This window comes from Pseudomonas sp. Pf153 (assembly GCF_001269775.1).
In the GTDB taxonomy this organism is placed as follows: Bacteria; Pseudomonadota; Gammaproteobacteria; order Pseudomonadales; family Pseudomonadaceae; genus Aquipseudomonas; species Aquipseudomonas uvaldensis.
In genome coordinates this window covers 63,072-86,932 of record NZ_LHVL01000012.1, presented here as the reverse complement: position 1 = coordinate 86,932, position 23,861 = coordinate 63,072, and the positions used below count along the sequence as shown (strand labels likewise).

General features: G+C 59.5%; 19 protein-coding genes and 1 pseudogene. 7 read left to right on the top strand and 13 right to left on the bottom strand.

All coding sequences use genetic code 11. The features are described from left to right. Positions 1 to 185: 185 nt before the first annotated feature. The 7 genes from lpdA to sdhC all read right to left on the bottom strand — a co-directional run bounded on the left by lpdA (position 186) and on the right by sdhC (position 9,336). Complete coding sequence (lpdA, locus tag AD666_RS08125) at positions 186 to 1,622, bottom strand: dihydrolipoyl dehydrogenase (protein WP_053149969.1); 1,437 nt, start codon at positions 1,620 to 1,622, stop codon at positions 186 to 188. Positions 1,623 to 1,732: 110 nt separating this feature from the next. Next, positions 1,733 to 2,959, bottom strand: coding sequence for a 2-oxoglutarate dehydrogenase complex dihydrolipoyllysine-residue succinyltransferase (gene odhB / locus AD666_RS08120; RefSeq protein WP_053149966.1), 1,227 nt, complete (start codon positions 2,957 to 2,959; stop codon positions 1,733 to 1,735). Positions 2,960 to 3,001: 42 nt separating this feature from the next. Next, a complete protein-coding gene (locus tag AD666_RS08115; RefSeq protein WP_053149963.1) occupies positions 3,002 to 5,833 on the bottom strand; it encodes a 2-oxoglutarate dehydrogenase E1 component in 2,832 nt (943 codons plus the stop codon). A gap of 262 nt (positions 5,834 to 6,095) precedes the next feature. Further along, positions 6,096 to 6,800, bottom strand: coding sequence for a succinate dehydrogenase iron-sulfur subunit (locus AD666_RS08110; protein WP_039594133.1), 705 nt, complete (start codon positions 6,798 to 6,800; stop codon positions 6,096 to 6,098). An 11-nt stretch (positions 6,801 to 6,811) separates the two neighbouring features. After that, positions 6,812 to 8,584 (bottom strand): succinate dehydrogenase flavoprotein subunit, encoded by a 1,773-nt coding sequence (sdhA, locus tag AD666_RS08105; protein ID WP_053149959.1) that lies wholly within the window; start codon positions 8,582 to 8,584, stop codon positions 6,812 to 6,814. A 3-nt stretch (positions 8,585 to 8,587) separates the two neighbouring features. Next, entirely contained in the window at positions 8,588 to 8,956 is a 369-nt protein-coding gene (gene sdhD / locus AD666_RS08100) for a succinate dehydrogenase, hydrophobic membrane anchor protein (protein WP_047698960.1), read from the bottom strand. Next, the gene (gene sdhC / locus AD666_RS08095) at positions 8,950 to 9,336 is read right to left on the bottom strand and encodes a succinate dehydrogenase, cytochrome b556 subunit (RefSeq protein WP_172679607.1); all 387 of its coding nucleotides are present in this window, start codon (positions 9,334 to 9,336) and stop codon (positions 8,950 to 8,952) included. Before sdhC ends, sdhD begins: the two co-directional genes overlap by 7 nt. 351 nt (positions 9,337 to 9,687) lie before the next feature. Between sdhC and gltA the strand changes: the two genes are divergently transcribed. Beyond that, the gene (gltA, locus tag AD666_RS08090) at positions 9,688 to 10,977 is read left to right on the top strand and encodes a citrate synthase (protein ID WP_053149956.1); all 1,290 of its coding nucleotides are present in this window, start codon (positions 9,688 to 9,690) and stop codon (positions 10,975 to 10,977) included. 278 nt (positions 10,978 to 11,255) lie between these two features. Here the strand turns inward: gltA and AD666_RS08085 are convergent, their stop codons facing one another. From AD666_RS08085 to AD666_RS08075, 3 genes are all read right to left on the bottom strand, one after another. Then, entirely contained in the window at positions 11,256 to 12,914 is a 1,659-nt protein-coding gene (locus tag AD666_RS08085) for a cation acetate symporter (RefSeq protein ID WP_053149954.1), read from the bottom strand. Next, positions 12,911 to 13,222 carry a DUF485 domain-containing protein gene (locus AD666_RS08080; RefSeq protein ID WP_053149951.1) on the bottom strand — a complete coding sequence of 104 codons (312 nt, stop codon included), beginning with the start codon at positions 13,220 to 13,222 and terminating at the stop codon, positions 12,911 to 12,913. The genes AD666_RS08085 and AD666_RS08080 overlap by 4 nt, the downstream gene beginning before the upstream one ends. A 315-nt stretch (positions 13,223 to 13,537) precedes the next feature. Then, positions 13,538 to 14,392, bottom strand: a complete 855-nt coding sequence (locus AD666_RS08075) for a glycine betaine ABC transporter substrate-binding protein (protein ID WP_053149946.1) — start codon at positions 14,390 to 14,392, stop codon at positions 13,538 to 13,540. Positions 14,393 to 14,765: 373 nt separating this feature from the next. On the opposite strand from AD666_RS08075, the gene AD666_RS08070 reads away from it, so the two are divergent. Together AD666_RS08070 and AD666_RS08065 are read left to right on the top strand one after the other, a co-directional pair. Beyond that, positions 14,766 to 16,064: a serine/threonine protein kinase gene (locus AD666_RS08070; RefSeq protein ID WP_053149943.1), complete on the top strand. Its 1,299-nt coding sequence runs from the start codon at positions 14,766 to 14,768 to the stop codon at positions 16,062 to 16,064. Then, positions 16,057 to 16,845, top strand: coding sequence for a VacJ family lipoprotein (locus tag AD666_RS08065; protein ID WP_053149940.1), 789 nt, complete (start codon positions 16,057 to 16,059; stop codon positions 16,843 to 16,845). The genes AD666_RS08070 and AD666_RS08065 overlap by 8 nt, the downstream gene beginning before the upstream one ends. Before the next feature lie 131 nt (positions 16,846 to 16,976). Here the strand turns inward: AD666_RS08065 and AD666_RS08060 are convergent, their stop codons facing one another. Beyond that, on the bottom strand, positions 16,977 to 17,891 hold the full coding sequence (locus tag AD666_RS08060; RefSeq protein WP_053149937.1) for a DUF808 domain-containing protein: 915 nt from the start codon (positions 17,889 to 17,891) through the stop codon (positions 16,977 to 16,979). 127 nt (positions 17,892 to 18,018) lie between these two features. Here AD666_RS08060 and AD666_RS08055 point away from each other — a divergent pair, with 127 nt between their 5' ends. After that, positions 18,019 to 18,624 carry a TetR/AcrR family transcriptional regulator gene (locus tag AD666_RS08055; protein WP_053149934.1) on the top strand — a complete coding sequence of 202 codons (606 nt, stop codon included), beginning with the start codon at positions 18,019 to 18,021 and terminating at the stop codon, positions 18,622 to 18,624. 129 nt (positions 18,625 to 18,753) lie between these two features. On the opposite strand, the pseudogene AD666_RS08050 reads toward AD666_RS08055, so the two are convergent. Together AD666_RS08050 and AD666_RS08045 are read right to left on the bottom strand one after the other, a co-directional pair. Beyond that, a pseudogene (locus tag AD666_RS08050) lies at positions 18,754 to 19,212 on the bottom strand (transposase). A gap of 219 nt (positions 19,213 to 19,431) precedes the next feature. Next, positions 19,432 to 19,863, bottom strand: coding sequence for a heme-binding protein (locus tag AD666_RS08045; protein WP_053149931.1), 432 nt, complete (start codon positions 19,861 to 19,863; stop codon positions 19,432 to 19,434). Between the two features lie 267 nt (positions 19,864 to 20,130). On the opposite strand from AD666_RS08045, the gene gcl reads away from it, so the two are divergent. The 3 genes from gcl (at position 20,131) to AD666_RS08030 (ending at position 23,784) form a co-directional block, all read left to right on the top strand. Next, on the top strand, positions 20,131 to 21,906 hold the full coding sequence (gene gcl, locus AD666_RS08040; RefSeq protein ID WP_053149928.1) for a glyoxylate carboligase: 1,776 nt from the start codon (positions 20,131 to 20,133) through the stop codon (positions 21,904 to 21,906). A 50-nt stretch (positions 21,907 to 21,956) separates the two neighbouring features. Continuing rightward, on the top strand, positions 21,957 to 22,739 hold the full coding sequence (gene hyi, locus AD666_RS08035) for a hydroxypyruvate isomerase (RefSeq protein ID WP_053149925.1): 783 nt from the start codon (positions 21,957 to 21,959) through the stop codon (positions 22,737 to 22,739). 154 nt (positions 22,740 to 22,893) lie between these two features. Beyond that, positions 22,894 to 23,784, top strand: a complete 891-nt coding sequence (locus AD666_RS08030) for a 2-hydroxy-3-oxopropionate reductase (protein ID WP_053149923.1) — start codon at positions 22,894 to 22,896, stop codon at positions 23,782 to 23,784. Positions 23,785 to 23,861 lie beyond the last annotated feature (77 nt).

The following is a 23,861-nucleotide window of genomic DNA, read 5'->3' as shown; positions in this document are numbered from 1 at the left end:
TCTTCGTTAGGTACTGCGCATTCGGTGCTGCACCAGTTTAGTGCCGCACCACCTGTGACTGCTGCTTGCGTAGCCTTCCGGTGAACCGGCAGAGCTACGCAAGACTGCGTCCAGCGGACATTCCGCGGTGAGTCTTGCTCGCAAGGCTCACGACGGGCCGAACCGCCGTGGTTTCTTATTATCGGTTAACGCTTCTTGCGGTTGGCCACGTGGATGGCGCCGCCATTTACGGCCAGGGCCGCTTCGTGCAAGGCTTCGGACAGGGTCGGATGGGAGAAGACCATCATGCCCAGGTCTTCAGCGCTGGTGCCGAATTCCATAGCGATCGCGCCTTGCTGTACCAGCTCGGCAGCGCTCGGGCCGATGACGTGAACGCCCAACACGCGATCCGTCTTGGCATCGGCGATGACTTTCACGAAACCGCCGGTATCGTTGGCTGCCATGGCACGGCCACTGGCGGCGAACGGGAAGGTGCCGACGTTAACCTCGACGCCCTCGCCTTTCAAGGTCTGCTCGGTTTTACCGACCCATGCGATTTCCGGGTGGGTGTAGATAACCGATGGGATCAGGTCGTAGTTCATCTGGGCCTTGTGGCCCTTGATACGCTCGACGACCATGATGCCTTCTTCGGAGGCCTTGTGGGCCAGCATCATGCCGCGAACCACGTCACCGATGGCGTAGACGCCCGGTACGTCGGTGGCGCAATGATCGTCGACCGCGATGAAACCACGCTCATCGATCACTACGCCGCAATCGGAAGCCAGCAGGTCGGTGGTCACCGGACGACGGCCGACCGCGACGATCAGCTTGTCGAACGTGATAGTCTGTTCGCCATTGGCGTCGGTGTAGTTGACCACGACTTCTTCGCCGTTGACCTTGGAACCGGTCACGCGAGCGCCCAGCTTGATGTCCAGGCCTTGCTTGGTCAGGGTCTTCAGCGCTTCCTTGGAAACCGCGGTGTCGGCGGCCATCAGGAAGGTGTCGAGGGCTTCGAGCACGGTCACTTGCGCACCCAGGCGCGACCATACCGAACCCAGCTCGAGGCCGATCACACCGGCGCCGATCACGCCCAGGCGTTTCGGCACGGACTGGAATTCCAGGGCGCCGGTGGAGTCGACGATCACTTTCTGATCGACTGGCGCCGGTGGGATGTCGATCGGACGCGAACCCGGGGCCAGGATGACGTTCTCGGCTTCGATCACTTCAACCGAGCCGTCGGGCTTGGTCACTTCGACTTTCTTGCCCAGCAGCAGCTTGCCGTGGCCCTGGATCGAGGTCACGCCGTTGGCCTTGAACAGGGTAGCAACGCCGCCAGTCAGGTTCTTGACGATGCCAGCCTTGCGGCCAACCATCGCGGCGACGTCCATCTTGACTTCGCCGGTGGAAATGCCATGGACGTTGAAGCTTTCTTTCGCTTCCTTGTATTTCCAGGAGCTGTCCAGCAGCGCCTTGGAAGGAATGCAACCGACGTTCAGGCAAGTACCGCCCAGGGCTTGCTTGCCCTCGCTGTCGGTGTATTTCTCGATGCAGGCAGTGGTCAGGCCAAGTTGCGCAGCCTTGATGGCCGCTACATAGCCACCAGGGCCCGCACCAATCACTACCACGTCGAATTTCTGAGTCATGAGTCATTCCTTTTCGAATCAAACCGAACGGCCACTTGTGGTGACCGTCGTGGGACGAAACCGGTTGTTTCAGCAAGGGGCCGGTCAACCGACCGGCCCTCGCAGTGAAATCAGATATCCAGCAGCAGGCGAGCCGGATCTTCAAGCAGGTTCTTGATGGTCACCAGGAACGTCACGGCTTCTTTACCGTCGATCAGACGGTGATCGTAGGACAGTGCCAGGTACATCATCGGACGAATCACGACTTGACCGTTGATTGCCATCGGACGCTGGATGATGTTGTGCATCCCCAGGATCGCCGCTTGTGGCGGGTTGACGATCGGGGTCGACATCATCGAACCGAATGTACCACCGTTGGTGATGGTGAACGTACCGCCGGTCATCTCTTCGATGGACAGTTTACCGTCACGGGCTTTCTTGCCGAAGGTGGCGATGCCGCCTTCGATTTCGGCCAGGCTCATCAGCTCGGCGTTGCGCAGTACCGGAACCACCAGGCCACGGTCGCTGGAAACAGCCACACCGATGTCGGCATAACCGTGGTAGACGATGTCGGAACCATCGATCGACGCGTTGACCGCCGGGAAGCGTTTCAGCGCTTCGGTGGCAGCCTTGACGAAGAACGACATGAAGCCCAGGCGTACGCCGTTGTGGCTCTTCTCGAACAGGTCCTTGTACTTCGAACGCAGTGCCATGACTTCAGTCATGTCGACTTCGTTGAAGGTGGTCAGCATCGCCATGTTCGACTGGGCTTCGACCAGACGCTCGGCAACCTTGGCACGCAGGCGGGTCATCGGAACGCGTTTTTCAACGCGATCACCGGCAGCGAACACCGGAGCGGCGGCCGCTGGCGCGGCAGGCTTGGACGGCGCGGCGGCTGGAGCGGCTTTCTTGGCGGCCACAGCGGCAACCACGTCTTCCTTGGTCACACGACCACCCTTGCCGGTGCCGGCAACGGAAGCGATGTTGATGCCATTCTCTTCAGCGATCTTGCGGGCAGCAGGCGCAGCAACCGGATCGTCTTCGCCATCGGCAGCTGGAGCAGCAGCCTGGGCAGCAGCAGGAGCAGCAGCGGCGGCGGCCGGAGCAGCGGCAGCAGCACCGCCTTCAACGAGGATACCCAGCAATTCGTCCGACAGGACGGTGTCGCCTTCGCCCTTTTTGATTTCGCTCAAAACACCGTCAGCGGTCGCCAGCACTTCCAATACAACCTTGTCGGTCTCGATGTCGACGATCAGTTCGTCACGCTTGACGGCGTCACCCGGTTGCTTGTGCCAGGTGGCAACGGTGCCATCGGCAACCGATTCCGGGAAAGTGGGGGCTTTGATCTCGATAGCCATTATCTTGGGTTCCTTAAATTCGGTTTCAGGTGCGCGAAGGCGTTAAACGGTAAACGCGTCTTGCAGCAGTTGTTCCTGCTGCTCGGCGTGCATCGATGCGTAACCACATGCAGGTGCAGCAGAAGCCTCACGGCCCGCGTATTCGAGTACGAGCGACTTGTTGAGGTAGCTGATGCTGCGACGCAGGTGATGTTGGCTGCAGTACCACGCGCCCTGGTTCATCGGCTCTTCCTGACACCAGACAGCCGCTTTGGCATTGGTGTAAGGCGCCAGGACTTCCTTCAGGTCGTCCTCAGGGAATGGGTACAACTGCTCGATACGCACGATGGCGATATCTTCACGGCCTTCTGCACGGCGTTTTTCAAGCAGGTCGTAGTAGACCTTGCCGCTGCACAGAACAATGCGCTCGACCTTTTTCGGGTCCAGGGCATCGATTTCCGGGATAACGGTCTGGAACGAACCGTCGGCCAGGTCTTCGAGCGTCGAAACGGCCAGCTTGTGGCGCAGCAGCGACTTCGGCGTCAGGACGACCAGAGGCTTGCGCAGCGGACGAATCACCTGGCGGCGCAGCAAGTGGTAGATCTGTGCCGGCGTGGTTGGCATGCACACCTGGATGTTGTGCTCGGCGCACAATTGCAGGTAACGCTCCAGACGCGCCGAGGAGTGCTCGGGACCCTGACCTTCATAGCCGTGCGGCAGCAGCATGGTCAGGCCGCAGAGACGACCCCACTTGTGCTCGCCACTGGTAATGAACTGGTCGATCACGACCTGTGCACCGTTGGCGAAGTCACCGAACTGGGCTTCCCAGATCACCAGCGCGTTCGGCGTGGTGGTCGAGTAACCGTATTCGAATGCCAGTACGGCCTCTTCCGACAGGAAGGAGTCGTACAGGTCGAACAACGGCTGGCCCTTGTACAGGTTCTTCAGCGGAATGTAGGTGCTGGCATCTTTCTGGTTGTGCAGGACGGCGTGACGGTGCGAGAACGTACCGCGGCCGATGTCCTGGCCAGTCATGCGGATCGGGTGACCTTCGAACGCCAGGGTCGCGTACGCCATGGTTTCGGCATAGCCCCAGTTGATCGGCAGGCCACCGGCTTGCATCTTCTGACGGTCTTCGTAGATCTTCGCGACCTGGCGCTGGACCACGAAACCTTCCGGAATTTCCAGCAGCTTGGCGGACAATTCCTGCAAGGTCTTGAGGTCGAAACGCGTGTCGTGACGTGCCGTCCAGGCGTGACCCAGGTATGGGCGCCAGTCCACGAACAGCTCTTTGTTCGGCTCCTTGACCAGGCTTTTCACAACGTGCAGGCCGTTGTCCAGCGCGTTGCGGTATTCGTCGACCTTGGCCTGGACGCGCTCGGCATCCATTACACCGTCCTGGATCAGGCGATCGGCATACAACTCGCGGGTGGTGCGCTGCTTGGTGATCTGCTGGTACATCAGCGGCTGGGTGCCGCTTGGCTCGTCCGCTTCGTTGTGGCCGCGACGACGGTAGCAGACCAGGTCGATCACCACGTCACGCTTGAACTGCATGCGGTAGTCGATGGCCAGCTGGGTCACGAACAGCACGGCTTCCGGATCATCACCATTCACATGGAGGATCGGCGCCTGGATCATTTTTGCGACGTCGGTGGCGTACTCGGTGGAACGCGAGTCCAGCGGGTTGCTGATGGTGAAACCGACCTGGTTGTTGATCACGATGTGCACGGTGCCGCCGGTCTTGAAACCGCGGGTCTGCGACATCTGGAAGGTTTCCATGACCACGCCCTGGCCGGCAAACGCCGCATCACCGTGGATGGAGATCGGCAGGACCTTCTCACCGGTCGGGTCGTTGCGACGATCCTGGCGGGCGCGAACCGAACCCTCGACCACCGGGGAAACGATTTCCAGGTGGGACGGGTTGAACGCCATGGCCAGGTGGACTTCACCGCCGGTGGTCATCACGTTGGACGAGAAGCCCTGGTGATATTTCACGTCACCGGAGCCCAGCTCGACCTTCTTCTTGCCTTCGAACTCGTCGAACAGCTCACGCGGGTTCTTGCCGAAGGTGTTGACCAGCACGTTCAGACGACCACGGTGGGCCATGCCGATGACGACTTCCTTGGTGCCATAGGAACCGGAACGCTGGATCAGCTCGTCGAGCATCGGAATCAGGCTTTCGCCGCCTTCCAGGCCGAAACGCTTGGTGCCCGGGTATTTGGTGCCCAGGTATTTCTCCAGGCCTTCACCGGCCGTCACGCGCTCCAGCACATGGGTCTTGATGTCGGCGGAGTACGTCGGACGACCGCGCACGCTTTCCAGACGCTGCTGGAACCACTGGCGCTGCTCGGAATCGGTGATGTGCGTGAACTCAGCGCCGATGGTGCGGCAATATGTCTGCTGCAACGCTTCGTGAATTTCGCGTAGGCTCGCTTCCTCTTTGCCGATGAACAGGTCGCCGGCACGGAAGGTCGTATCAAGATCGGCATTGGTCAAGCCGTAATGAGTGATCGACAGGTCTGCAGGTGCAGGACGCTGCCACAGCCCCAGCGGGTCCAGCTGGGCTGCCTGGTGGCCTCGCATCCTGTAGGCCTGGATCAATCGCAGCACTTCGACTTGCTTTTTCTCGTGCTCACTGCTCACGCTGCCGGCAGATACCGGTTGGGCGCGGCGCTGGTTCTTCGCCAGCAGCACGAAATGATCGCGAATCGTCGAGTGCGAAACATCAGTGGCAGAGCTACCGTCGGCGGGCAGCTTCTGAAAGTAGGTGCGCCATTCTTCTGGCACAGCGTTAGGGTCGTGCAGGTAGAGCTCGTAGAGCTCTTCCACATAGGCAGCGTTACCACCGGAGAGGTGGGCACTGTTCCACATGCGCTGCATCACGCTTTCTTGCATGCTTGGTCACCCTCGATTAGGGGAACACCACCGGCGAAAACACCGAGCAAACTTGCAGAAGTCCGAGTGCAGCGACTAAAACAAGCCACTTAGGATCACGCTGATAGTCCGGGTACCAGCCCGGATGCCCCTGCTTGTCTCATTTCTTCAAAAATAAGAACCGCCGCTTTGTGAGCGGCTGTTCTGGTTATGCTACGACGCGGGTTGAAGCCCGCGCCCTAGCCTCTACGGGTACAGCGGTTCTACGGGTACAGCAGCTGAATCACACGCCGTTTTGCAGCAGCATGTTACGTACGTGACCGATGGCCTTGGTCGGGTTCAGGCCTTTCGGACAGACGTTGACGCAGTTCATGATCCCGCGGCAGCGGAATACGCTGAACGGGTCATCCAATGCCGCCAAACGCTCGGACGTCTTGGTGTCACGGCTGTCTGCCAGGAAGCGGTACGCTTGCAGCAGGGCAGCCGGGCCCAGGAACTTGTCCGGGTTCCACCAGAAGGATGGGCACGAGGTCGAGCAGCAGGCGCACAGGATGCACTCGTACAGACCGTCGAGCTTCTCACGCTCTTCCGGGGACTGCAGACGCTCGATGGCCGGAGCCGGCGTGTCGTTCTGCAGGAATGGCTTCACCTTCTCGTATTGCTTGTAGAAGATGCTCATATCGACGACCAGGTCACGGATTACCGGCAAACCTGGCAGCGGACGAACGATCAGCTTGTTGCCTTTTACCACGGCAGACAACGGCGTGATGCAGGCCAGGCCGTTCTTGCCGTTGATGTTCATGCCGTCGGAGCCGCAAACACCCTCGCGGCAGGAACGACGATAGGAGAAACCTTCGTCCTGCTCCTTGATCAGGGCCAGCACGTCCAGCACCATCAGGTCCTTACCACCGGTATCGACCTGGAAATCCTGCATGAACGGCGCGGCGTCCTGATCAGGGTTGTAGCGATAAACACTGACTTGCAACATAGCGGTCACCCTTAATAAGTCCGGACTTTAGGTTCGAAAGTCGGAACAGTCTTCGGCGAGAAATTCACGGCACGCTTGGCGACACGTTTCTCACCCGGGAAGTACAAGGTGTGGCACAGCCAGTTTTCGTCGTCACGGTCTTCATAGTCTTCGCGGGCATGGGCGCCACGGGACTCTTTACGGGTTTCTGCCGCGATGGCGGTGGCTTCGGCCACTTCCAGCAGGTTCTGCAGCTCCAGCGCTTCGATACGTGCAGTGTTGAACGCCTGTGACTTATCGTTGATCTTCACATTGGCGATTCGTTCACGCAGTTGCGCCAGCTGGGCGATACCCTTCTGCATGTACTCGCCGGTACGGAACACACCGAAGTAGTTCTGCATGCAGCTTTGCAGCTCGCGACGCAGGGTGGCGACGTCTTCGCCTTCGGTACGCTCGTTGAGACCGGCCAGACGCTTGAGAGCCACGTCGATGTCGGTGTCGCTGGCGTCGCGGTATTCGATACCGTCGGTCAGCGCTTTCTCCAGATGCAGGCCGGCAGCGCGACCGAAAACCACCAGGTCGAGCAACGAGTTGCCGCCCAGGCGGTTGGCACCGTGAACCGATACGCACGCCACTTCACCCACTGCGAACAGACCAGGGATGATCTGGTCCACGCCTTCGGCGTCCTGGGTGATCGCCTGTCCATGAATGTTGGTGGCAACGCCGCCCATCATATAGTGGCAGGTTGGAACGACCGGAACTGGCGCGACGACCGGGTCGACGTGAGCGAAGGTCTTCGACAGTTCGCAGATACCTGGCAGGCGGCTGTGCAGCACTTCCTCGCCCAGGTGGTCCAGCTTGAGCATCACGTGGTCGCCATTCGGACCGCAACCGTTGCCGGCGATGATCTCTTTAACCATCGAACGGGCCACGACGTCACGACCGGCAAGGTCCTTGGCGTTCGGAGCATAACGCTCCATGAAACGCTCGCCGTGCTTGTTGATCAGGTAACCGCCTTCACCACGGCAGCCTTCGGTGACCAGTACACCGGCGCCGGCGATGCCGGTCGGGTGGAACTGCCACATCTCGATGTCCTGCACCGGCACGCCGGCACGCAGGGCCATGCCAACGCCGTCGCCGGTGTTGATCAGGGCGTTGGTGGTGGATGCGTAGATACGGCCTGCACCGCCGGTGGCCAGCACGGTGGCCTTGGAGCGGATGTAGGTGGTTTCGCCGGTTTCGATGCAGATGGCGATCACACCGACGAACGCGCCGTCCTGGTTCTTCACCAGGTCAACGGCGTAGTACTCGTTCAGGAACGTGGTACCGGCTTTCAGGTTGCCCTGATAAAGGGTATGCAGCAGGGCGTGACCGGTACGGTCGGACGCCGCGCAAGTACGCGCAGCCTGACCGCCCTTGCCGTAATCCTTGGACTGACCACCGAACGGACGCTGGTAGATACGGCCGGTTTCGGTACGCGAGAACGGCAGGCCCATGTGGTCCAGCTCGAACACGGCGGCCGGGCCTTCCTGACACATGTACTCGATAGCGTCCTGGTCACCGATGTAGTCGGAACCCTTGACGGTATCGTACATATGCCAGCGCCAGTCATCGTTCGGGTCGGCCGAAGCGATGGCGCAGGTGATGCCGCCCTGGGCGGACACGGTGTGCGAACGGGTCGGGAACACCTTGGTGATCACGGCAGTCTTGTGACCGCCCTGTGCCAGTTGCAGCGCTGCGCGCATACCGGCACCGCCGCCACCAATGATGATGGCGTCGAAGGAAATAGTTGGAATGTTAGCCATGGATCAGATACCCCAGAGAATCTGTACGCCCCAGACGAAGTAAGCGAACATCGCAACGCCGCATACCGCCTGGAAGAGGAAACGTACGGCAGTCGCCGACTTGCCGAACGCCATCTGCGTCAGGTAGTCGGTGGCGATGGTCCACATGCCGACCCAGGCGTGAGCGCCCAGTGCGACGAGGGCCAGCAGACTGAAAATACGCATCCAGTTGCTTGCGAACAGTTCATGCCATTGGGCGTAGCCCAGGCCAGGGTTTGCTACGACATATCCGATCAGGAAAATGAAGTAAGCCGCGAGAACGACCGCAGACACACGCTGCGCCATCCAGTCATAGAGGCCCGAACGCGAAAGGTTCGTGACGTTGGTTACCATATCCAGACTCCTGCCAGAACAATTACCACCACGGAAACGGCGATAACGATTTTCGAGCCCAGCTTGCCGCCTTCCAGCGTCTCACCGATGCCCATGTCCATGATCAAGTGGCGCACACCGGCGACCAAGTGATACAGCAAGGCGGACAGGATGCCCCAAATCACTAGCTTGGCTAGCGGACTGGTCAGACACGCTTTCACCTGACCGAAGCCTTCTTCCGAGTCGAGCGACTTGTCCAATGCATAAAGCATGATGGCCAGGCTGACGAAGAGGATGACACCGGAGATACGGTGAAGAATGGACGTGTAAGCAGTGACTGGGAGTTTGATGGTCCTTAGGTCTAGGTTTACAGGTCGTTGGCTTTTCACGGCTTTTTTCACACTGAAGAGCCCCTAAGAATCAGGGCAAAGTTGTTGCGGCGCGCACTGGTCAGGTACTCACCACCCAGGGAGTGACGACCCCCAGCAAAGCTGGCCCAAAAGCCCCTGGCGGTCGGCTGCCGAGTATAGACAGTTAGGTTACTAATGACAACGCGTTCACCTTCCACTGATGGCGCATTGCACAAGGGCGGCAAAAGGCGTAAACGGCAGGCAATTTCGAGGAAAAAGTCTACTTAAAGCCTTCTGGAGCAAGACTTTAGGCAAATTGACATTCGGATTTATCTCACTATAGTGGTGCGGGCCCTGCGTGGGGGGTCTGTCTGATGATTCCAAGCATTAATAGGAGGCCACATGGCTGACAAAAAAGCGCAGTTGATCATCGAGGGCGCAGCCCCCGTCGAGCTGCCCATTTTAACCGGCACCGTTGGTCCCGATGTAATCGACGTCCGCGGCCTGACGGCCACGGGCCGTTTCACCTTCGACCCGGGTTTCATGTCGACCGCCTCGTGCGAATCGAAGATCACCTACATCGATGGCGATAACGGCATCCTGCTGCACCGCGGCTACCCGATCGAGCAACTGGCTGAAAAATCGGACTACCTGGAAACCTGCTACCTGCTGCTCAACGGCGAACTGCCGACCGCAGAGCAAAAGGCCCAGTTCGTCAGCACCGTGAAGAACCACACCATGGTTCACGAGCAGTTGAAGTCCTTCTTCAACGGTTTCCGTCGCGATGCCCACCCGATGGCCGTCATGTGCGGCGTTGTCGGCGCCCTCTCGGCCTTCTACCACGACTCCCTGGACATCAATAACCCCCAGCATCGCGAGATCTCCGCGATCCGCCTGGTGGCGAAGATGCCGACCCTGGCAGCCATGGTCTACAAGTACTCCATGGGCCAACCCATGATGTACCCGCGCAACGACCTCAATTATGCAGAGAACTTCCTGCATATGATGTTCAACACCCCGTGCGAGATCAAACCGATCAGCCCGGTGCTCGCCAAGGCCATGGACCGGATCTTCATCCTCCATGCCGACCACGAGCAGAACGCTTCCACGTCCACCGTACGCCTGGCCGGCTCCTCGGGTGCCAACCCGTTCGCCTGTATCGCCGCCGGTATCGCTGCACTCTGGGGCCCGGCCCACGGCGGTGCCAACGAAGCGGTGCTGACCATGCTCGATGAAATCGGCGATGTCTCGAACATCGACAAGTTCATCGCCAAGGCCAAGGACAAGAACGATCCGTTCAAGCTGATGGGCTTCGGTCACCGGGTCTACAAGAACCGCGACCCACGCGCCACCGTGATGAAGCAGACCTGCGACGAAGTCTTGAAAGAACTGGGCATCAAGAACGATCCGCAACTCGAACTGGCCATGCGCCTGGAAGAGATCGCCCTGACCGACCCGTACTTCATCGAGCGCTCGCTGTACCCGAACGTCGACTTCTACTCGGGGATCATCCTCAAGGCGATCGGCATTCCAACCAGCATGTTCACCGTGATCTTCGCCTTGGCGCGCACCGTGGGCTGGATCTCCCACTGGAAGGAAATGCTCTCCAGCCCGTACAAGATCGGCCGTCCACGCCAGCTGTACACCGGCTACGAGTCGCGTGACATCACCAAGCTGGAAGATCGTAAGTAACACCCAGGTCTTGCACTAAGTCTCAAGCTGCATCGAAACAGCCCCTGCTTCTTTATATAAGAGCGGGGGCTGTTTTGTTTCTGGCTTCTTTCATCCGTTGACAGGGCCGACGCCTTCGCGGGTAAACCCGCTCCCACATGGGAATGCGTCCCCCTGTGGGAGCGGGTTTACCCGCGAAGGCGATTGATCTGACACCCTCCGAAACCCGCGCAAAAAAAAATACCCCAGCCTCTCGGCCGGGGTATTTCCTTTGAAGCGTGAAGCTTGTCGCTTAGATCTTAATGGTTAACCGCCCCGCTCGCCCCCAGGCCAGTCTGCGAACGCACGAACTGCGGGAAGAACAGCGCCCGCTCGTTGTCGGCAGCCGTCGACTTGTCGGTGATGGAGAAGAACCAGATACCCACGAACGCGATGATCATCGAGAACAGCGCCGGGTATTCATACGGATAGATCGGCTTCTCGTTGCCCATGATCTGTACCCAGATGGTTGGGCCAAGAATCATCAGGCCCACTGCACTGACCAGCCCCATCCAACCGCCAATCATGGCGCCACGGGTGGTCAGCTTCTTCCAGTACATCGAAAGCAACAGCACCGGGAAGTTGCAGCTCGCCGCGATGGAGAACGCCAGGCCCACCATGAACGCAATGTTCTGCTTCTCGAACAGGATACCCAAGGCAATCGCCAGCACCGCCAGGGCGATGGTGGTGATCTTCGAGACGCGGATTTCGTCCTTCTCGTTGGCCTTGCCTTTCTTGATCACGCTGGCATACAGGTCGTGGGACACCGCCGAGGCGCCGGCCAGGGTCAAGCCTGCAACGACCGCCAGGATGGTGGCGAAGGCAACGGCGGAGATGAAGCCCAGGAAGACGCTGCCGCCCACGGCGTTGGCCAGGTGCACCGCCGCCATGTTGTTACCGCCGAGCAAGGCACCTGCCGCGTCCTTGAAGGCCGGGTTGGTGCTGACCAGCAAGATCGCGCCGAAGCCGATGATGAAAGTCAGGATGTAGAAGTAACCGATAAAGCCCGTGGCATACAGCACGCTCTTACGCGCTTCCTTGGCGTCGCTCACAGTGAAGAAGCGCATCAGGATATGTGGCAGGCCAGCGGTACCGAACATCAGAGCCAGGCCGAGGGAGAAGGCCGAGACCGGATCCTTCACCAGACCGCCAGGGCTCATGATCGCCTCGCCTTTAGGGTGAACCTTGACCGCTTCGGCGAAGAGCATGTTGAAGTCGAAGTTGACGTGCTTCATGACCATCAGCGCCATGAACGAAGCACCCGACAGCAACATCACCGCCTTGATGATCTGTACCCAGGTGGTCGCCAGCATGCCGCCGAACAACACATAGAGGCACATCAGGATACCCACCAGGACGACCGCAACGTGGTAATCGAGGCCGAACAGCAGCTGGATCAGCTTGCCGGCACCGACCATTTGCGCGATCAGGTAAAACGCCACTACCACCAGCGAACCGCTGGCAGACAGAGTGCGGATCTGCTTCTGGCCCAGGCGATAGGAAGCCACGTCGGCAAAGGTGTATTTACCCAGGTTACGCAGCCGCTCGGCGATCAGGAACAGAATGATCGGCCAGCCCACCAGGAAACCGATGGAGTAGATCAGACCGTCATAGCCCGAAGCGAACACCAGCGCGGAAATCCCCAGGAAGGACGCCGCCGACATGTAGTCACCGGCGATTGCCAGGCCGTTCTGGAAACCGGTGATCCGGCCGCCTGCCGCATAGTAGTCACTGGCCGACTTGCTGCGCTTGGACGCCCAGTAGGTGATACCCAGGGTCAAGCCGACAAACGCCACGAACATGACGATGGCGGAAACGTTGAGAGGTTGCTTCTGCACGGCCCCGGTCAGGGCTTCAGCCGCCCAGGCACCCGGAGCGAACGCTGCGATGCTCAAAAGAGCCATTAGACGCCGGATCATTGTTGAGCCTCCTTGAGAATCGCATTGTTCAGCTCATCGAACTCACCGTTGGCGCGTCGTACGTAAATACCGGTCAGGATGAAGGCCGAGACGATCAGGCCGATCCCGATGGGAATACCCCAGGTGATCGTCAACTCGGGCGACATCTTGGCCCCGAGTATGTGTGGCCCGTAGGCAATCAGGAGAATGAAGCCGGAATACAGCCCCAGCATGATCGCCGAAAGAATCCAGGCGAACCTTTCCCTTTTTCTCACCAGCTCCTTGAAGCGCGGGCTGTTTTGAATCGATAGGTAAATGCTGTCGTTCATTGTTTTTATCCTCGCAGCACGACTTTAGTTGGAACGACTCTACTCTATGCGGCTCAAGGCCAGGTTCCAGACGACCTTAGTATTAGAACGACATGACGGTTTTGCCAAAACCCCCGAAATCGCCATAAATCTTTCTGTGGGAGCGAGCCTGCTCGCGATTACCACGGCATATTCAATATAGATGCAAGCAGACATACCGCTATCGCGAGCAGGCTCGCTCCCACAGGAGAGCAGCACATGCCTGGAAAATACAGACACAAAAAAACCGCATGACGCGCAGTCATGCGGTTTTTCGATACAGCCAGACCAGACGGATTACTTGCCAGTCCACTCCTTGACACGGTCAGGGTGCTTGGCAACCCAGTCCTTGGCGGCAGCGTCCGGCTTGGCACCTTCCTGGATTGCCAGCATGACCTCGCCGATTTCATCTTTCGACGACCACTGGAACTTCTTCAGGAATTCGGCCACTTCCGGCGCCTTGGTCGCCAATTCCTTGCTGCCGATGCTGTTCACGGTTTCAGCCGCACCATAGACACCTTTCGAGTCTTCCAGGAAGCGCAGTTTCCATTTGGCGAACATCCAGTGCGGTACCCAGCCGGTGACGGCGATGGATTCGTTTTTCTTCTCGGCCCGGGTCAGTTCGGCAATCATGCCGGCGCCGGAACTGGCCTTGAGTTGATAACCGGTCAGGTCGTAGTCCTTGATGGCCTGTTCGGTCTTGAGCATCACGCCTGAACCGGCGTCGATGCCGACGATGCGCTTCTTGAAGCTTTCATCGGTCTTGAGATCGGCTACAGATTGCGCCTTCACGTACTCCGGTACGATCAGGCCGATTTTGGCGTCCTTGAAGTTGGGGCCGTAGTCGACCACTTGATCCTTGTTCTTCGTCCAGTAATCACCATGCGTAACAGGCAACCAGGCCGAGAGCATGGCATCGAGCTTGCCGGTGGCCACGCCCTGCCACATGATCCCGGTCGCGACGGCCTGCAGCTTCACGTCATAACCAAGCTTCTGCTGAATGACCTCTGCCGCTACGTGAGTCGTCGCAACGCTGTCGGACCAGCCGTCAACGTAACCGATGCTCAGGGTTTTGGTTTCGGCACTGGCCAGGGTGGAGCTGATCGCCAGTACCAGTGCGGCACCTGCGCCCAAGAGTCGTCGCATCTTCATCGTTTACTTCCCCGAAAGTGCTGCGCCCGACGGATGCCGAGCGACATCAACGTGTTGTTATGGTGCTCAGCGCCCCCATCACGCTCGCCTGCCAAACCGGATCGAACATCAGTGGAGTACTGACCCGTCGATCATCGGCCTGCGCCGATCCGGGACCTGCTCTGCCAGCGACATCGAAACAACGGGAAACGACATGGGGGATGCCGTTTGCGACAACACGAAGGCAACTAGCCACCAACCGGCCGCAACGTGTATCGTCCCGTTGCTATTGCACCCCGCTCACGCCTGTTTATGCCCGTCGTGGCACTTGGCTTCACTTCGGTGGTCATAGCCTGCGAACTCCATTCGGCACCTTCCTCTAAGGGATCCAGTCATGCTCCGTTCCTTGCGCTTCGCCGCCCTCATCGGCGGCCTTCTCTTGAGTGCGTCCGCGCTGGCGGCGGATATCGACGCCGCCAGCTATGGCTACCCCTTGACCAACCCGTTCGAGGCGACTATCGCCACCACGCCGCCCGACCTGCGCCCTGATCTGCCGCTGATCGAAGACATCAACCAGGCGGACCACAGCGTCACCCTGCGTCCGGAACGCGAGTTCATTCTGCCGGACAATTTCTGGCCGGTAAAAAGCCTCACCTACCGCATGGCCACCCAGGACAAGCCGGCACCGCTGATTTTCCTGATTGCCGGCACCGGTGCCCGTTACGACAGCACCCTCAACGAATACCTCAAGCGGCTCTATTACAAGGCCGGCTACCACGTGGTGCAGCTGTCGTCGCCCACCAGCTTCGACTTCATGAGTTCCGCCTCGCGCTTCGCCACCCCCGGCATCACCAAGGAAGACGCCGAAGACATGTATCGGGTGATGCAGGCCGTGCGCGCACAGCACCCCAACGTACCGGTGACCGAGTACTACCTCACCGGCTATAGCCTCGGCGCCCTGGACGCGGCCTTTGTCGCCCACCTGGATGAAACCCGGCGCAGCTTCAATTTCAAGAAAGTGCTGCTGCTCAATCCTCCGGTGAACCTCTACACCTCGATCACCAACCTGGACAAACTGGTCCAGACCGAGGTGAAAGGGATCAACAGCACCACCACCTTCTATGAACTGGTGCTGAACAAGCTGACCCGCTACTTCCAGCAAAAAGGCTACATCGACCTCAACGACGCCTTGCTGTATGACTTCCAGCAATCCAAGCAACACCTGAGCAACGAGCAGATGGCGATGCTGATCGGCACATCGTTCCGCTTTTCGGCGGCCGATATCGCGTTCACTTCGGACCTGATCAACCGCCGCGGCCTTATCACCCCACCCAAATACCCGATCTCAGAAAGCACCAGCCTGTCGCCGTTCCTCAAGCGTGCACTGCAATGCGATTTCGACTGCTACCTCACCGAACAGGTGATTCCAATGTGGCGTGCGCGTACCGACGGCGGCAGCCTGCTGCAACTGGTCGATCAGGTCAGCCTTTACGCACTGAAGGATTACTTGCACGAGAGTTCGAAGATCGCCGTCATGCACAACGCCGACGACGTCATCCTCGGCCCCGGCGACCTGGGCTTCCTGCGCAAGACCTTTGGCGACCGCCTGACGGTTTATCCACTGGGCGGCCATTGCGGCAACCTTAACTACCGCGTCAACAGCGACGCCATGCTGGAGTTCTTCCGTGGCTAAATATCTCCTGCTTATCGCCGCCCTGATGAGTGCAGGCGTCGTCCACGCCGACAACAGCAAGGCCCACGATCCCGTGGTGGTGGATACCGACGGTTTCAAGGAACCGCTGACCAAGCTCAAGTTCAACCCCGGACTGGACCAGCGCGAATTCGAGCGCTCCACGCTCAGCGCCCTGAATGTCTATGACCCGCTGGAATCCTGGAACCGCCGCGTTTACCACTTCAACTATCGCTTCGACCAATGGGTGTTCCTGCCGGTGGTTGACGGCTATCGCTACGTCACCCCGAGTTTCGTGCGCACCGGGGTCAGCAACTTCTTCAATAACCTGGGGGATGTGCCGAACCTGATGAACAGCCTGCTGCAGTTCAAGGGCAAGCGTTCGATGGAAACCACGGCGCGCCTGCTGCTCAACACCACCATCGGCATCGCCGGCCTGTGGGATCCGGCCACGGCCATGGGCCTGCCGCGCCAGAGCGAAGACTTCGGCCAGACCCTGGGCTTCTATGGCGTGCCTGCCGGAGCGTACTTCGTACTGCCGATCTTCGGCCCGTCCAACCTGCGGGATACGTCGGGTCTGCTGGTGGACTATACGGCCGAATCGGCGATCAACTTCCTCAACGTCTCGGAGGTCAGTTCGAACCACCCGGAACTGCTTTTGCTGCGCGGCGTGGACAAGCGCTACCAGACCAGCTTCCGCTACGGCCAGCTGAACTCGCCGTTCGAGTATGAGAAGGTGCGCTACGTGTACACCGAGTCGCGAAAGTTGCAGATAGCCGAGTAATTTGGGCGTCCCCCAAAAACAGTGTGTGGGAGCGGGCTTGCTCGCGAAAGCGGCGCGTCAGACAACCTATGTGTTAACTGACACACTGCCTTCGCGAGCAAGCCCGCTCCCACACTGCTTTGGGTGCGCTGTTAGTTCTTCAGCGCCTTCCAAATCTTGCCCACCGCCATCACCCCGGCCAACACCACCGCCCCCGCCACAATTCCCGCCACGGCATTAAGCAACATCGGCACGATAAACCCTGCACCGCCAACGCTGGCCGCCACGCCTTCGATCCAATGATGGACCACCGGCACACCATGGGTGAGGATGCCACCTCCCACCAGGAACATCGCCGCCGTGCCGATGACCGACAGGCTTTTCATCATGTACGGGGCGGCGCGCAGGATAGCGCCGCCGATGCTTTTGGCGGCCTGGCCCGGTTTCCGGGTCAGCCACAGTCCCAGGTCATCGAGCTTGACGATCCCGGCCACCAGGCCATAAACGCCGACTGTCATGACAATGGCGATACCCGACAACACAATCACCTGCTGAGTCAGCGGTGCATCGGCGATTGTGCCCAGGGTAATCGCGATGATTTCCGCCGACAGGATGAAGTCGGTGCGAACCGCGCCCTTGATCTTGTCTTTCTCGAAGGCCACCAGATCGACCGCCGGGTCGGCCACCGCCTCGACCAGTTGCGCATGCTCGGCCTGGTCTTCGGCGCGGCTGTGAAGGAATTTATGGGCGAGTTTTTCGAACCCTTCGAAGCACAGGTAAGCGCCTCCCACCATCAGCAGTGGCGTCACCAGCCAAGGCACGAAAGCGCTGATGGCCAGGGCCGACGGCACCAGGATCAATTTATTGATGAACGAGCCTTTCGCCACCGCCCAGACCACGGGCAATTCCCGCTCGGCCCGCACGCCGGACACCTGCTGGGCATTGAGGGCCAGGTCATCGCCCAGCACACCCGCGGTTTTCTTGGCGGCCATTTTGGTCATCAGTGCAACATCGTCGAGTACGGTGGCGATGTCGTCGATCAGCACCAGCAAACTGCTTCCAGCCATGGAAAGCTCCTTGTTCGTAAATGCTGCGCAGCATAGCGCAAGCGCCACCCGGGGGCATTGTTGAGCCGCTCACAAGGCCGGTGCTACCATGCGCCACCGCCAGAACAGGCAAGGAACCCCTGGGTTTATGAGCACTATCCGCGAGCGCAACAAAGAACTGATCCTGCGTGCCGCCAGCGAAGAATTTGCCGACAAGGGCTTCGCCGCGACCAAGACCAGCGACATCGCGGCCAAGGCCGGCCTGCCCAAACCCAACGTCTACTACTACTTCAAATCCAAGGAAAACCTCTACCGAGAGGTCCTGGCCAGCATCATCGAGCCGATCCTCCAGGCCTCGACCCCCTTCAACGCCGACGGCGTACCGAGCGAAGTGCTGAGCCACTACATCCGCTCCAAGATCCGTATCTCCCGCGACCTGCCCTTCGCCTCGAAAGTCTTCGCCAGCGAAATCATGCACGGCGCCCCACACCTGAGCCCCGACCTGGTGGAACAACTCAACGCCCAGGCCCGGCACAACATCGACTGCATCCAGACCTGGATCGACCGCGGCCAGATCGCCCCCATCGACCCTCACCACCTGATGTTCAGCATCTGGGCCGCCACCCAGACCTATGCCGATTTCGACTGGCAGATCAGCGCCGTGACCGGCAAGGCGAAGCTGGACGAAGCCGATTATGAAGCGGCGGCGCAGACGATTATTCGGTTGGTTTTGAAGGGGTGTGAGCCAGACTGATGGAGTTCTGGGCTCTCTTCGCGAGCAAACCCGATCCACAGGGGATCGATGGCGCTCAGACATTTTGTGTCCACCACCAAAACCTGTGGGAGCGGGCTTGCTCGCGAACGGCAGCAACTCAATTTCATGTCATACCCAAATGGCATCCCACAACGGGTAGTCACCAAGCCGCTCCACCAGACCTGCTCGCAGCGGATTAGCCACAACATAACGGGCTAGCTTTATCAGATCGTCCTCCCGCCGCAACGCCCGGTCATGGTATCCCTGCTGCCAGAGGTCCCCGGTTCTTCCTCCCGCCTCGTTTACGTCCCTGGCACTTAAGGATTTCATCCGACACATCAACGGCCCCAACGACCCGCGGCGCAACTGAATCAGCCAGTGAAAATGGTCAGGCATGACGACGAATGCCAGGGAGTCTACGAAGCCCTATCGTTGTACCTCCTTGAAATGATGAATAACGATTCTGCCTAGGCCATAGTCTTGAAAGACAGGTTCACGCATACGCGTATTGTCCGTCAGTAGATAAATGCGATTCTGCTCTACATATCGACCGATACGCAGGCGATGTGAAGCTGAGCGTCCAGGCATTGCATTGCCTTCCTTTCAATGAAGTTTTGAAAGGCTAGTGCTGTGAATACAGCATCGTTTCCAGACTCTTTGACTGGATGTGTCTGGTCGGTTGCTTTCGCGAGCAAGCCCGCTCCCACAGAGGGTCTGCGGCGTTCAGACATTTTGTGTCAGGTATCTGAACATGTGGGAACAGGCTTGCTCGCGAAGAGGCCAGTCGCTCACCACAAAATCAAACAACTACCCCGCATCCGCCACCAACCCAACCCCCTCCACCGCCCGAATCGCCACCTGTTCATCAATATCCGAGGTATCGCCACTGATACCCACGGCGCCCAGCACCGTCCCGTCCTGATCCCTGATCAACACCCCACCCGGCGCCGGCACGACACTGCCCTGCCCCAGGCTGTTCAAGGCAGCGATGAAGGCCGGGCGTTGCTGGGCGTCGAGGGCGAGCAGGCGGGAGCCTTTGCCCAGGGCGATGGCGCCCCAGGCCTTGCCGATGGCGATCTGTGGGCGCAGCAGGCTGGCTCCGTCCTCGCGTTGCAGGGCAATCAGGTGACCGCCCCTGTCGAGAACCGCGACGGTCAACGGTGCACAGTGGGTTTCACGGCCTGCGGCAAGGGCTTGGCCGGTCAGGTCGACCGCGACTTTCAAGGTTAGAGCGCTCATGGGTGCTGTCCTTCTTTTGTTATGGGAGAGCCTTTCTGTTTCAATCCAAGGGGAACCGTACACACAAAATAGAGCACAATAAAATAAATTTTTGTATACATTGATACCATCCAAACGCCAAAATCGACGAAAAGACGCACGCTATCGGCCTGCGGACCGAATGAAACAGGTGCTTGAGGAAATGAATTGACCTGTACTGGTTACCGTGAATAAACTCCAGCACAAAGCAACTTGTATACAATTACAACACGCAAGAGGCACAAACAAATGAGCAAAATGAGAGCAATCGAAGCCGCCGTCCTGGTGATGCGCCGTGAAGGCGTGGACACTGCCTTCGGTATTCCGGGTGCCGCAATCAACCCGCTGTACTCGGCCCTGCAAAAGGTAGGCGGCATCGATCACGTCCTCGCTCGCCACGTTGAAGGTGCCTCGCACATGGCCGAGGGCTACACTCGCACCAAGGCCGGCAACATCGGCGTCTGCATCGGCACTTCGGGCCCTGCCGGCACCGATATGGTCACCGGGCTCTACAGCGCATCCGCCGACTCGATCCCGATCCTGTGCATCACCGGGCAAGCCCCTCGCGCTCGTCTGCACAAGGAAGATTTCCAGGCAGTGGATATCACCAGCATCGTCAAACCGGTCACCAAGTGGGCAACCACCGTCCTGGAGCCCGGCCAGGTGCCCTATGCGTTCCAAAAGGCTTTCTACGAGATGCGCTCCGGCCGCCCAGGCCCAGTGCTGATCGACTTGCCGTTCGATGTGCAGATGGCCGAGATCGAGTTCGATATCGATGCATACCAACCGTTGCCTCTGGCTAAACCTGCAGCGAACCGTGTGCAGATCGAAAAAGCCCTGGCGATGCTCAATCAGGCCGAGCGTCCGCTGCTGGTGGCTGGCGGCGGCATCATCAATGCTGATGCGAGTGAACTACTGGTGGAGTTCGCTGAGCTGACCGGAATCCCGGTCATCCCGACGCTGATGGGTTGGGGCACGATTCCGGACGACCACCCGTTGATGGTCGGCATGGTCGGTCTGCAAACCTCCCATCGCTATGGCAATGCCACGCTGCTCAAGTCGGATCTGGTGCTGGGCGTCGGCAATCGCTGGGCCAACCGCCACACCGGCTCGGTGGATGTCTACACCGAGGGACGCACATTCATCCATGTGGATATCGAACCCACCCAGATCGGTCGCGTCTTCACGCCTGACCTGGGCATCGTTTCCGACGCGGCTTCGGCATTGACGGTGTTCCTCGAAGTCGCTCGCGAATGGCAAGCCGCCGGCAAATTAAAGGATCGCAGCGCCTGGTTGCGCGACTGCCAACAGCGCAAGGCCAGCCTGCAACGCAAGACGCATTTCGACAACGTACCGGTCAAGCCACAGCGTGTGTACGAAGAGATGAACCAGGTGTTCGGCAAGGACACCTGTTACGTCAGCACCATCGGTTTGTCGCAGATCGCCGGGGCGCAATTCCTGCACGTCTACAAGCCGCGCCACTGGATCAACTGCGGCCAGGCCGGCCCCCTGGGCTGGACCATTCCGGCCGCGCTGGGGGTGGTCAAGGCCGATCCGAATCGCAAGGTCGTGGCGCTGTCGGGTGACTATGACTTCCAGTTCATGATCGAAGAGCTGGCGGTGGGCGCACAGTTCAAGCTTCCCTATATCCATGTCGTAGTGAACAACTCCTACCTCGGGCTGATCCGCCAGGCCCAGCGCGGGTTCGACATGGACTACTGCGTGCAGCTGTCCTTCGACAACCTCAACGCCCCGGAACTCAACGGCTACGGTGTGGACCACATCGCCGTCGCCGAGGGCCTGGGCTGCAAGGCGCTGCGGGTGTTCGAACCGTCCGGTATCCAACCGGCGTTGCGCAAGGCCCAGGAAATGATCGAGGAGTTCAGGGTGCCGGTCATTGTCGAGATCATTCTGGAGCGGGTGACTAACATTTCCATGGGCACCGAAATCAACGCCGTCAACGAATTCGAAGACTTGGCGTTGGTGGGCAACGACGCGCCGACGGCTATTTCGTTGCTTGACTGACTGCTGACATCTCCCATAGGGGACTTGCCAATTATCCACAGGAGACCACCATGCCCCGTTTCGCAGCCAACCTGTCCATGCTCTTCACCGAACAGGATTTCCTCGCCCGTTTCGAAGCGGCCGCCAAGGCCGGTTTCACGGGTGTGGAATACCTGTTCCCCTACGACTACAGCTCCGCCGAACTCAAGGCCCTGCTCGATGCCAATGGCCTGACCCAGGTGCTGTTCAACCTGCCCGCCGGCGATTGGGCCAAGGGCGAGCGCGGTATCGCCTGCCTGCCGGACCGGGTCGAGGAGTTTCGCGCCGGCGTCGACCTGGCGATCGCCTATGCCAAGGTACTGGGCAATACTCAGGTCAACTGCCTGTCCGGGATTCGCCCGCAGAACTGTAACGAAGCCCTGGTGGAGAAAACCTTCGTCGCCAACCTCAAGTACGCGGCCGAAAAGCTGCAAGCGGCGGACATCAAGTTGGTGATGGAAGCCATCAACACCCGCGACATCCCCGGCTTCTACCTGAACAACACAGCCCAGGCCCTGTCGATCCGCGAGCAGGTCGGCAACACCAATCTGTTCCTGCAATACGACATCTACCACATGCAAATCATGGAAGGCGACCTGGCCCGCACGCTGCAATCTCACCTGGCCGAGATCAACCATGTGCAACTGGCGGACAACCCGGGCCGCCACGAGCCGGGCACGGGCGAGATCAACTATCGCTTTCTGTTCGAACACCTGGACCGCATCGGCTACCAGGGCTGGGTCGGCTGCGAATACAAGCCATTGACCACGACCGAAGCGGGATTGGACTGGCTGAAAACCCATAACGCGATCTGACATAGAACGCTTGTGAGAGCGGGCTTGCTCGCGAAAGCAATCTGCCTGTCGCTGAAGTATTGACTGACGCACCGCTTTCGCGAGCAAGCCCGCTCCCACAGAAAAGCAGTTATCCATTTGCCTGAAGCAATGACAAATACAAGAGGATTTTCCAATGGCTAAAATCGGATTCATCGGCACCGGCATCATGGGTCACCCCATGGCACTGAACCTGCAAAAGGCCGGGCACAGCCTGTTCCTGTCCCAGCACCACGACCAGGCTCCGGATGATCTGCTGGCCGGCGGCGCGGTGGCCCTGGCCAACCCGAAAGAAGTTGCCCAGGAAGCCGAGTTCATCATCGTCATGGTTCCGGACACCCCCCAGGTCGACGACGTGTTGTTTCGTGCCGATGGCGTGGCGGCCGGTGTCGGCGCGGGCAAGGTGGTGATCGACATGAGTTCGATCTCCCCCACCGCCACCAAGGCGTTCGCGGCGAAGATCAACGAAAAAGGCGCGCAATACCTCGACGCCCCGGTGTCCGGCGGTGAAGTCGGCGCCAAGGCCGCGACCCTGAGCATCATGGTCGGCGGCGACAGCACTGCATTCGAACGCGCCCTGCCGCTGTTCCAGGCCATGGGCAAGAACATCACCCTGGTGGGCGGCAACGGCGATGGCCAGACCGCCAAGGTCGCCAACCAGATCATCGTAGCGCTGAACATCCAGGCCGTGGCCGAAGCCCTGCTCTTCGCCTCGAAAAACGGCGCCGACCCGGCCAAGGTCCGCGAAGCGCTGATGGGTGGTTTCGCCTCGTCGAAGATCCTCGAAGTGCACGGCGAACGCATGATCAAGGGCACCTTCGACCCGGGCTTCCGCATCAGCCTGCACCAGAAGGACCTGAACCTGGCCCTGCAAGGCGCCAGGGAACTGAACATCAACCTGCCCAACACCGCCGGTGCCCAGCAGGTATTCAGCACCTGCGCAGCGATGGGTGGCAGCAACTGGGATCACTCGGCGTTGATCAAGGGGTTGGAGCATATGGCCAACTTCTCGATCCGGGATAACTGAACCACCATAAAACCCTGTGGGAGCGGGCTTGCTCGCGAAGGCGTTGTATCAGACGGCATATGTGTGACTGACACACC

Bases quoted from the DNA above. Each gene is read 5' to 3' on its own strand.
- AD666_RS08060 (WP_053149937.1), bottom strand. From the start codon at position 17,891: ATGGCTGGAAGCAGTTTGCTGGTGCTGATCGACGACATCGCCACCGTA.
- AD666_RS08055 (WP_053149934.1), top strand. From the start codon at position 18,019: ATGAGCACTATCCGCGAGCGCAACAAAGAACTGATCCTGCGTGCCGCC.
- lpdA (WP_053149969.1), bottom strand. From the start codon at position 1,622: ATGACTCAGAAATTCGACGTGGTAGTGATTGGTGCGGGCCCTGGTGGC.
- gltA (WP_053149956.1), top strand. From the start codon at position 9,688: ATGGCTGACAAAAAAGCGCAGTTGATCATCGAGGGCGCAGCCCCCGTC.
- gcl (WP_053149928.1), top strand. From the start codon at position 20,131: ATGAGCAAAATGAGAGCAATCGAAGCCGCCGTCCTGGTGATGCGCCGT.
- sdhD (WP_047698960.1), bottom strand. From the start codon at position 8,956: ATGGTAACCAACGTCACGAACCTTTCGCGTTCGGGCCTCTATGACTGG.
- AD666_RS08070 (WP_053149943.1), top strand. From the start codon at position 14,766: ATGCTCCGTTCCTTGCGCTTCGCCGCCCTCATCGGCGGCCTTCTCTTG.
- AD666_RS08110 (WP_039594133.1), bottom strand. From the start codon at position 6,800: ATGTTGCAAGTCAGTGTTTATCGCTACAACCCTGATCAGGACGCCGCG.
- sdhA (WP_053149959.1), bottom strand. From the start codon at position 8,584: ATGGCTAACATTCCAACTATTTCCTTCGACGCCATCATCATTGGTGGC.
- AD666_RS08030 (WP_053149923.1), top strand. From the start codon at position 22,894: ATGGCTAAAATCGGATTCATCGGCACCGGCATCATGGGTCACCCCATG.
- odhB (WP_053149966.1), bottom strand. From the start codon at position 2,959: ATGGCTATCGAGATCAAAGCCCCCACTTTCCCGGAATCGGTTGCCGAT.
- hyi (WP_053149925.1), top strand. From the start codon at position 21,957: ATGCCCCGTTTCGCAGCCAACCTGTCCATGCTCTTCACCGAACAGGAT.
- AD666_RS08075 (WP_053149946.1), bottom strand. From the start codon at position 14,392: ATGAAGATGCGACGACTCTTGGGCGCAGGTGCCGCACTGGTACTGGCG.
- AD666_RS08085 (WP_053149954.1), bottom strand. From the start codon at position 12,914: ATGATCCGGCGTCTAATGGCTCTTTTGAGCATCGCAGCGTTCGCTCCG.
- AD666_RS08115 (WP_053149963.1), bottom strand. From the start codon at position 5,833: ATGCAAGAAAGCGTGATGCAGCGCATGTGGAACAGTGCCCACCTCTCC.
- AD666_RS08080 (WP_053149951.1), bottom strand. From the start codon at position 13,222: ATGAACGACAGCATTTACCTATCGATTCAAAACAGCCCGCGCTTCAAG.
- AD666_RS08045 (WP_053149931.1), bottom strand. From the start codon at position 19,863: ATGAGCGCTCTAACCTTGAAAGTCGCGGTCGACCTGACCGGCCAAGCC.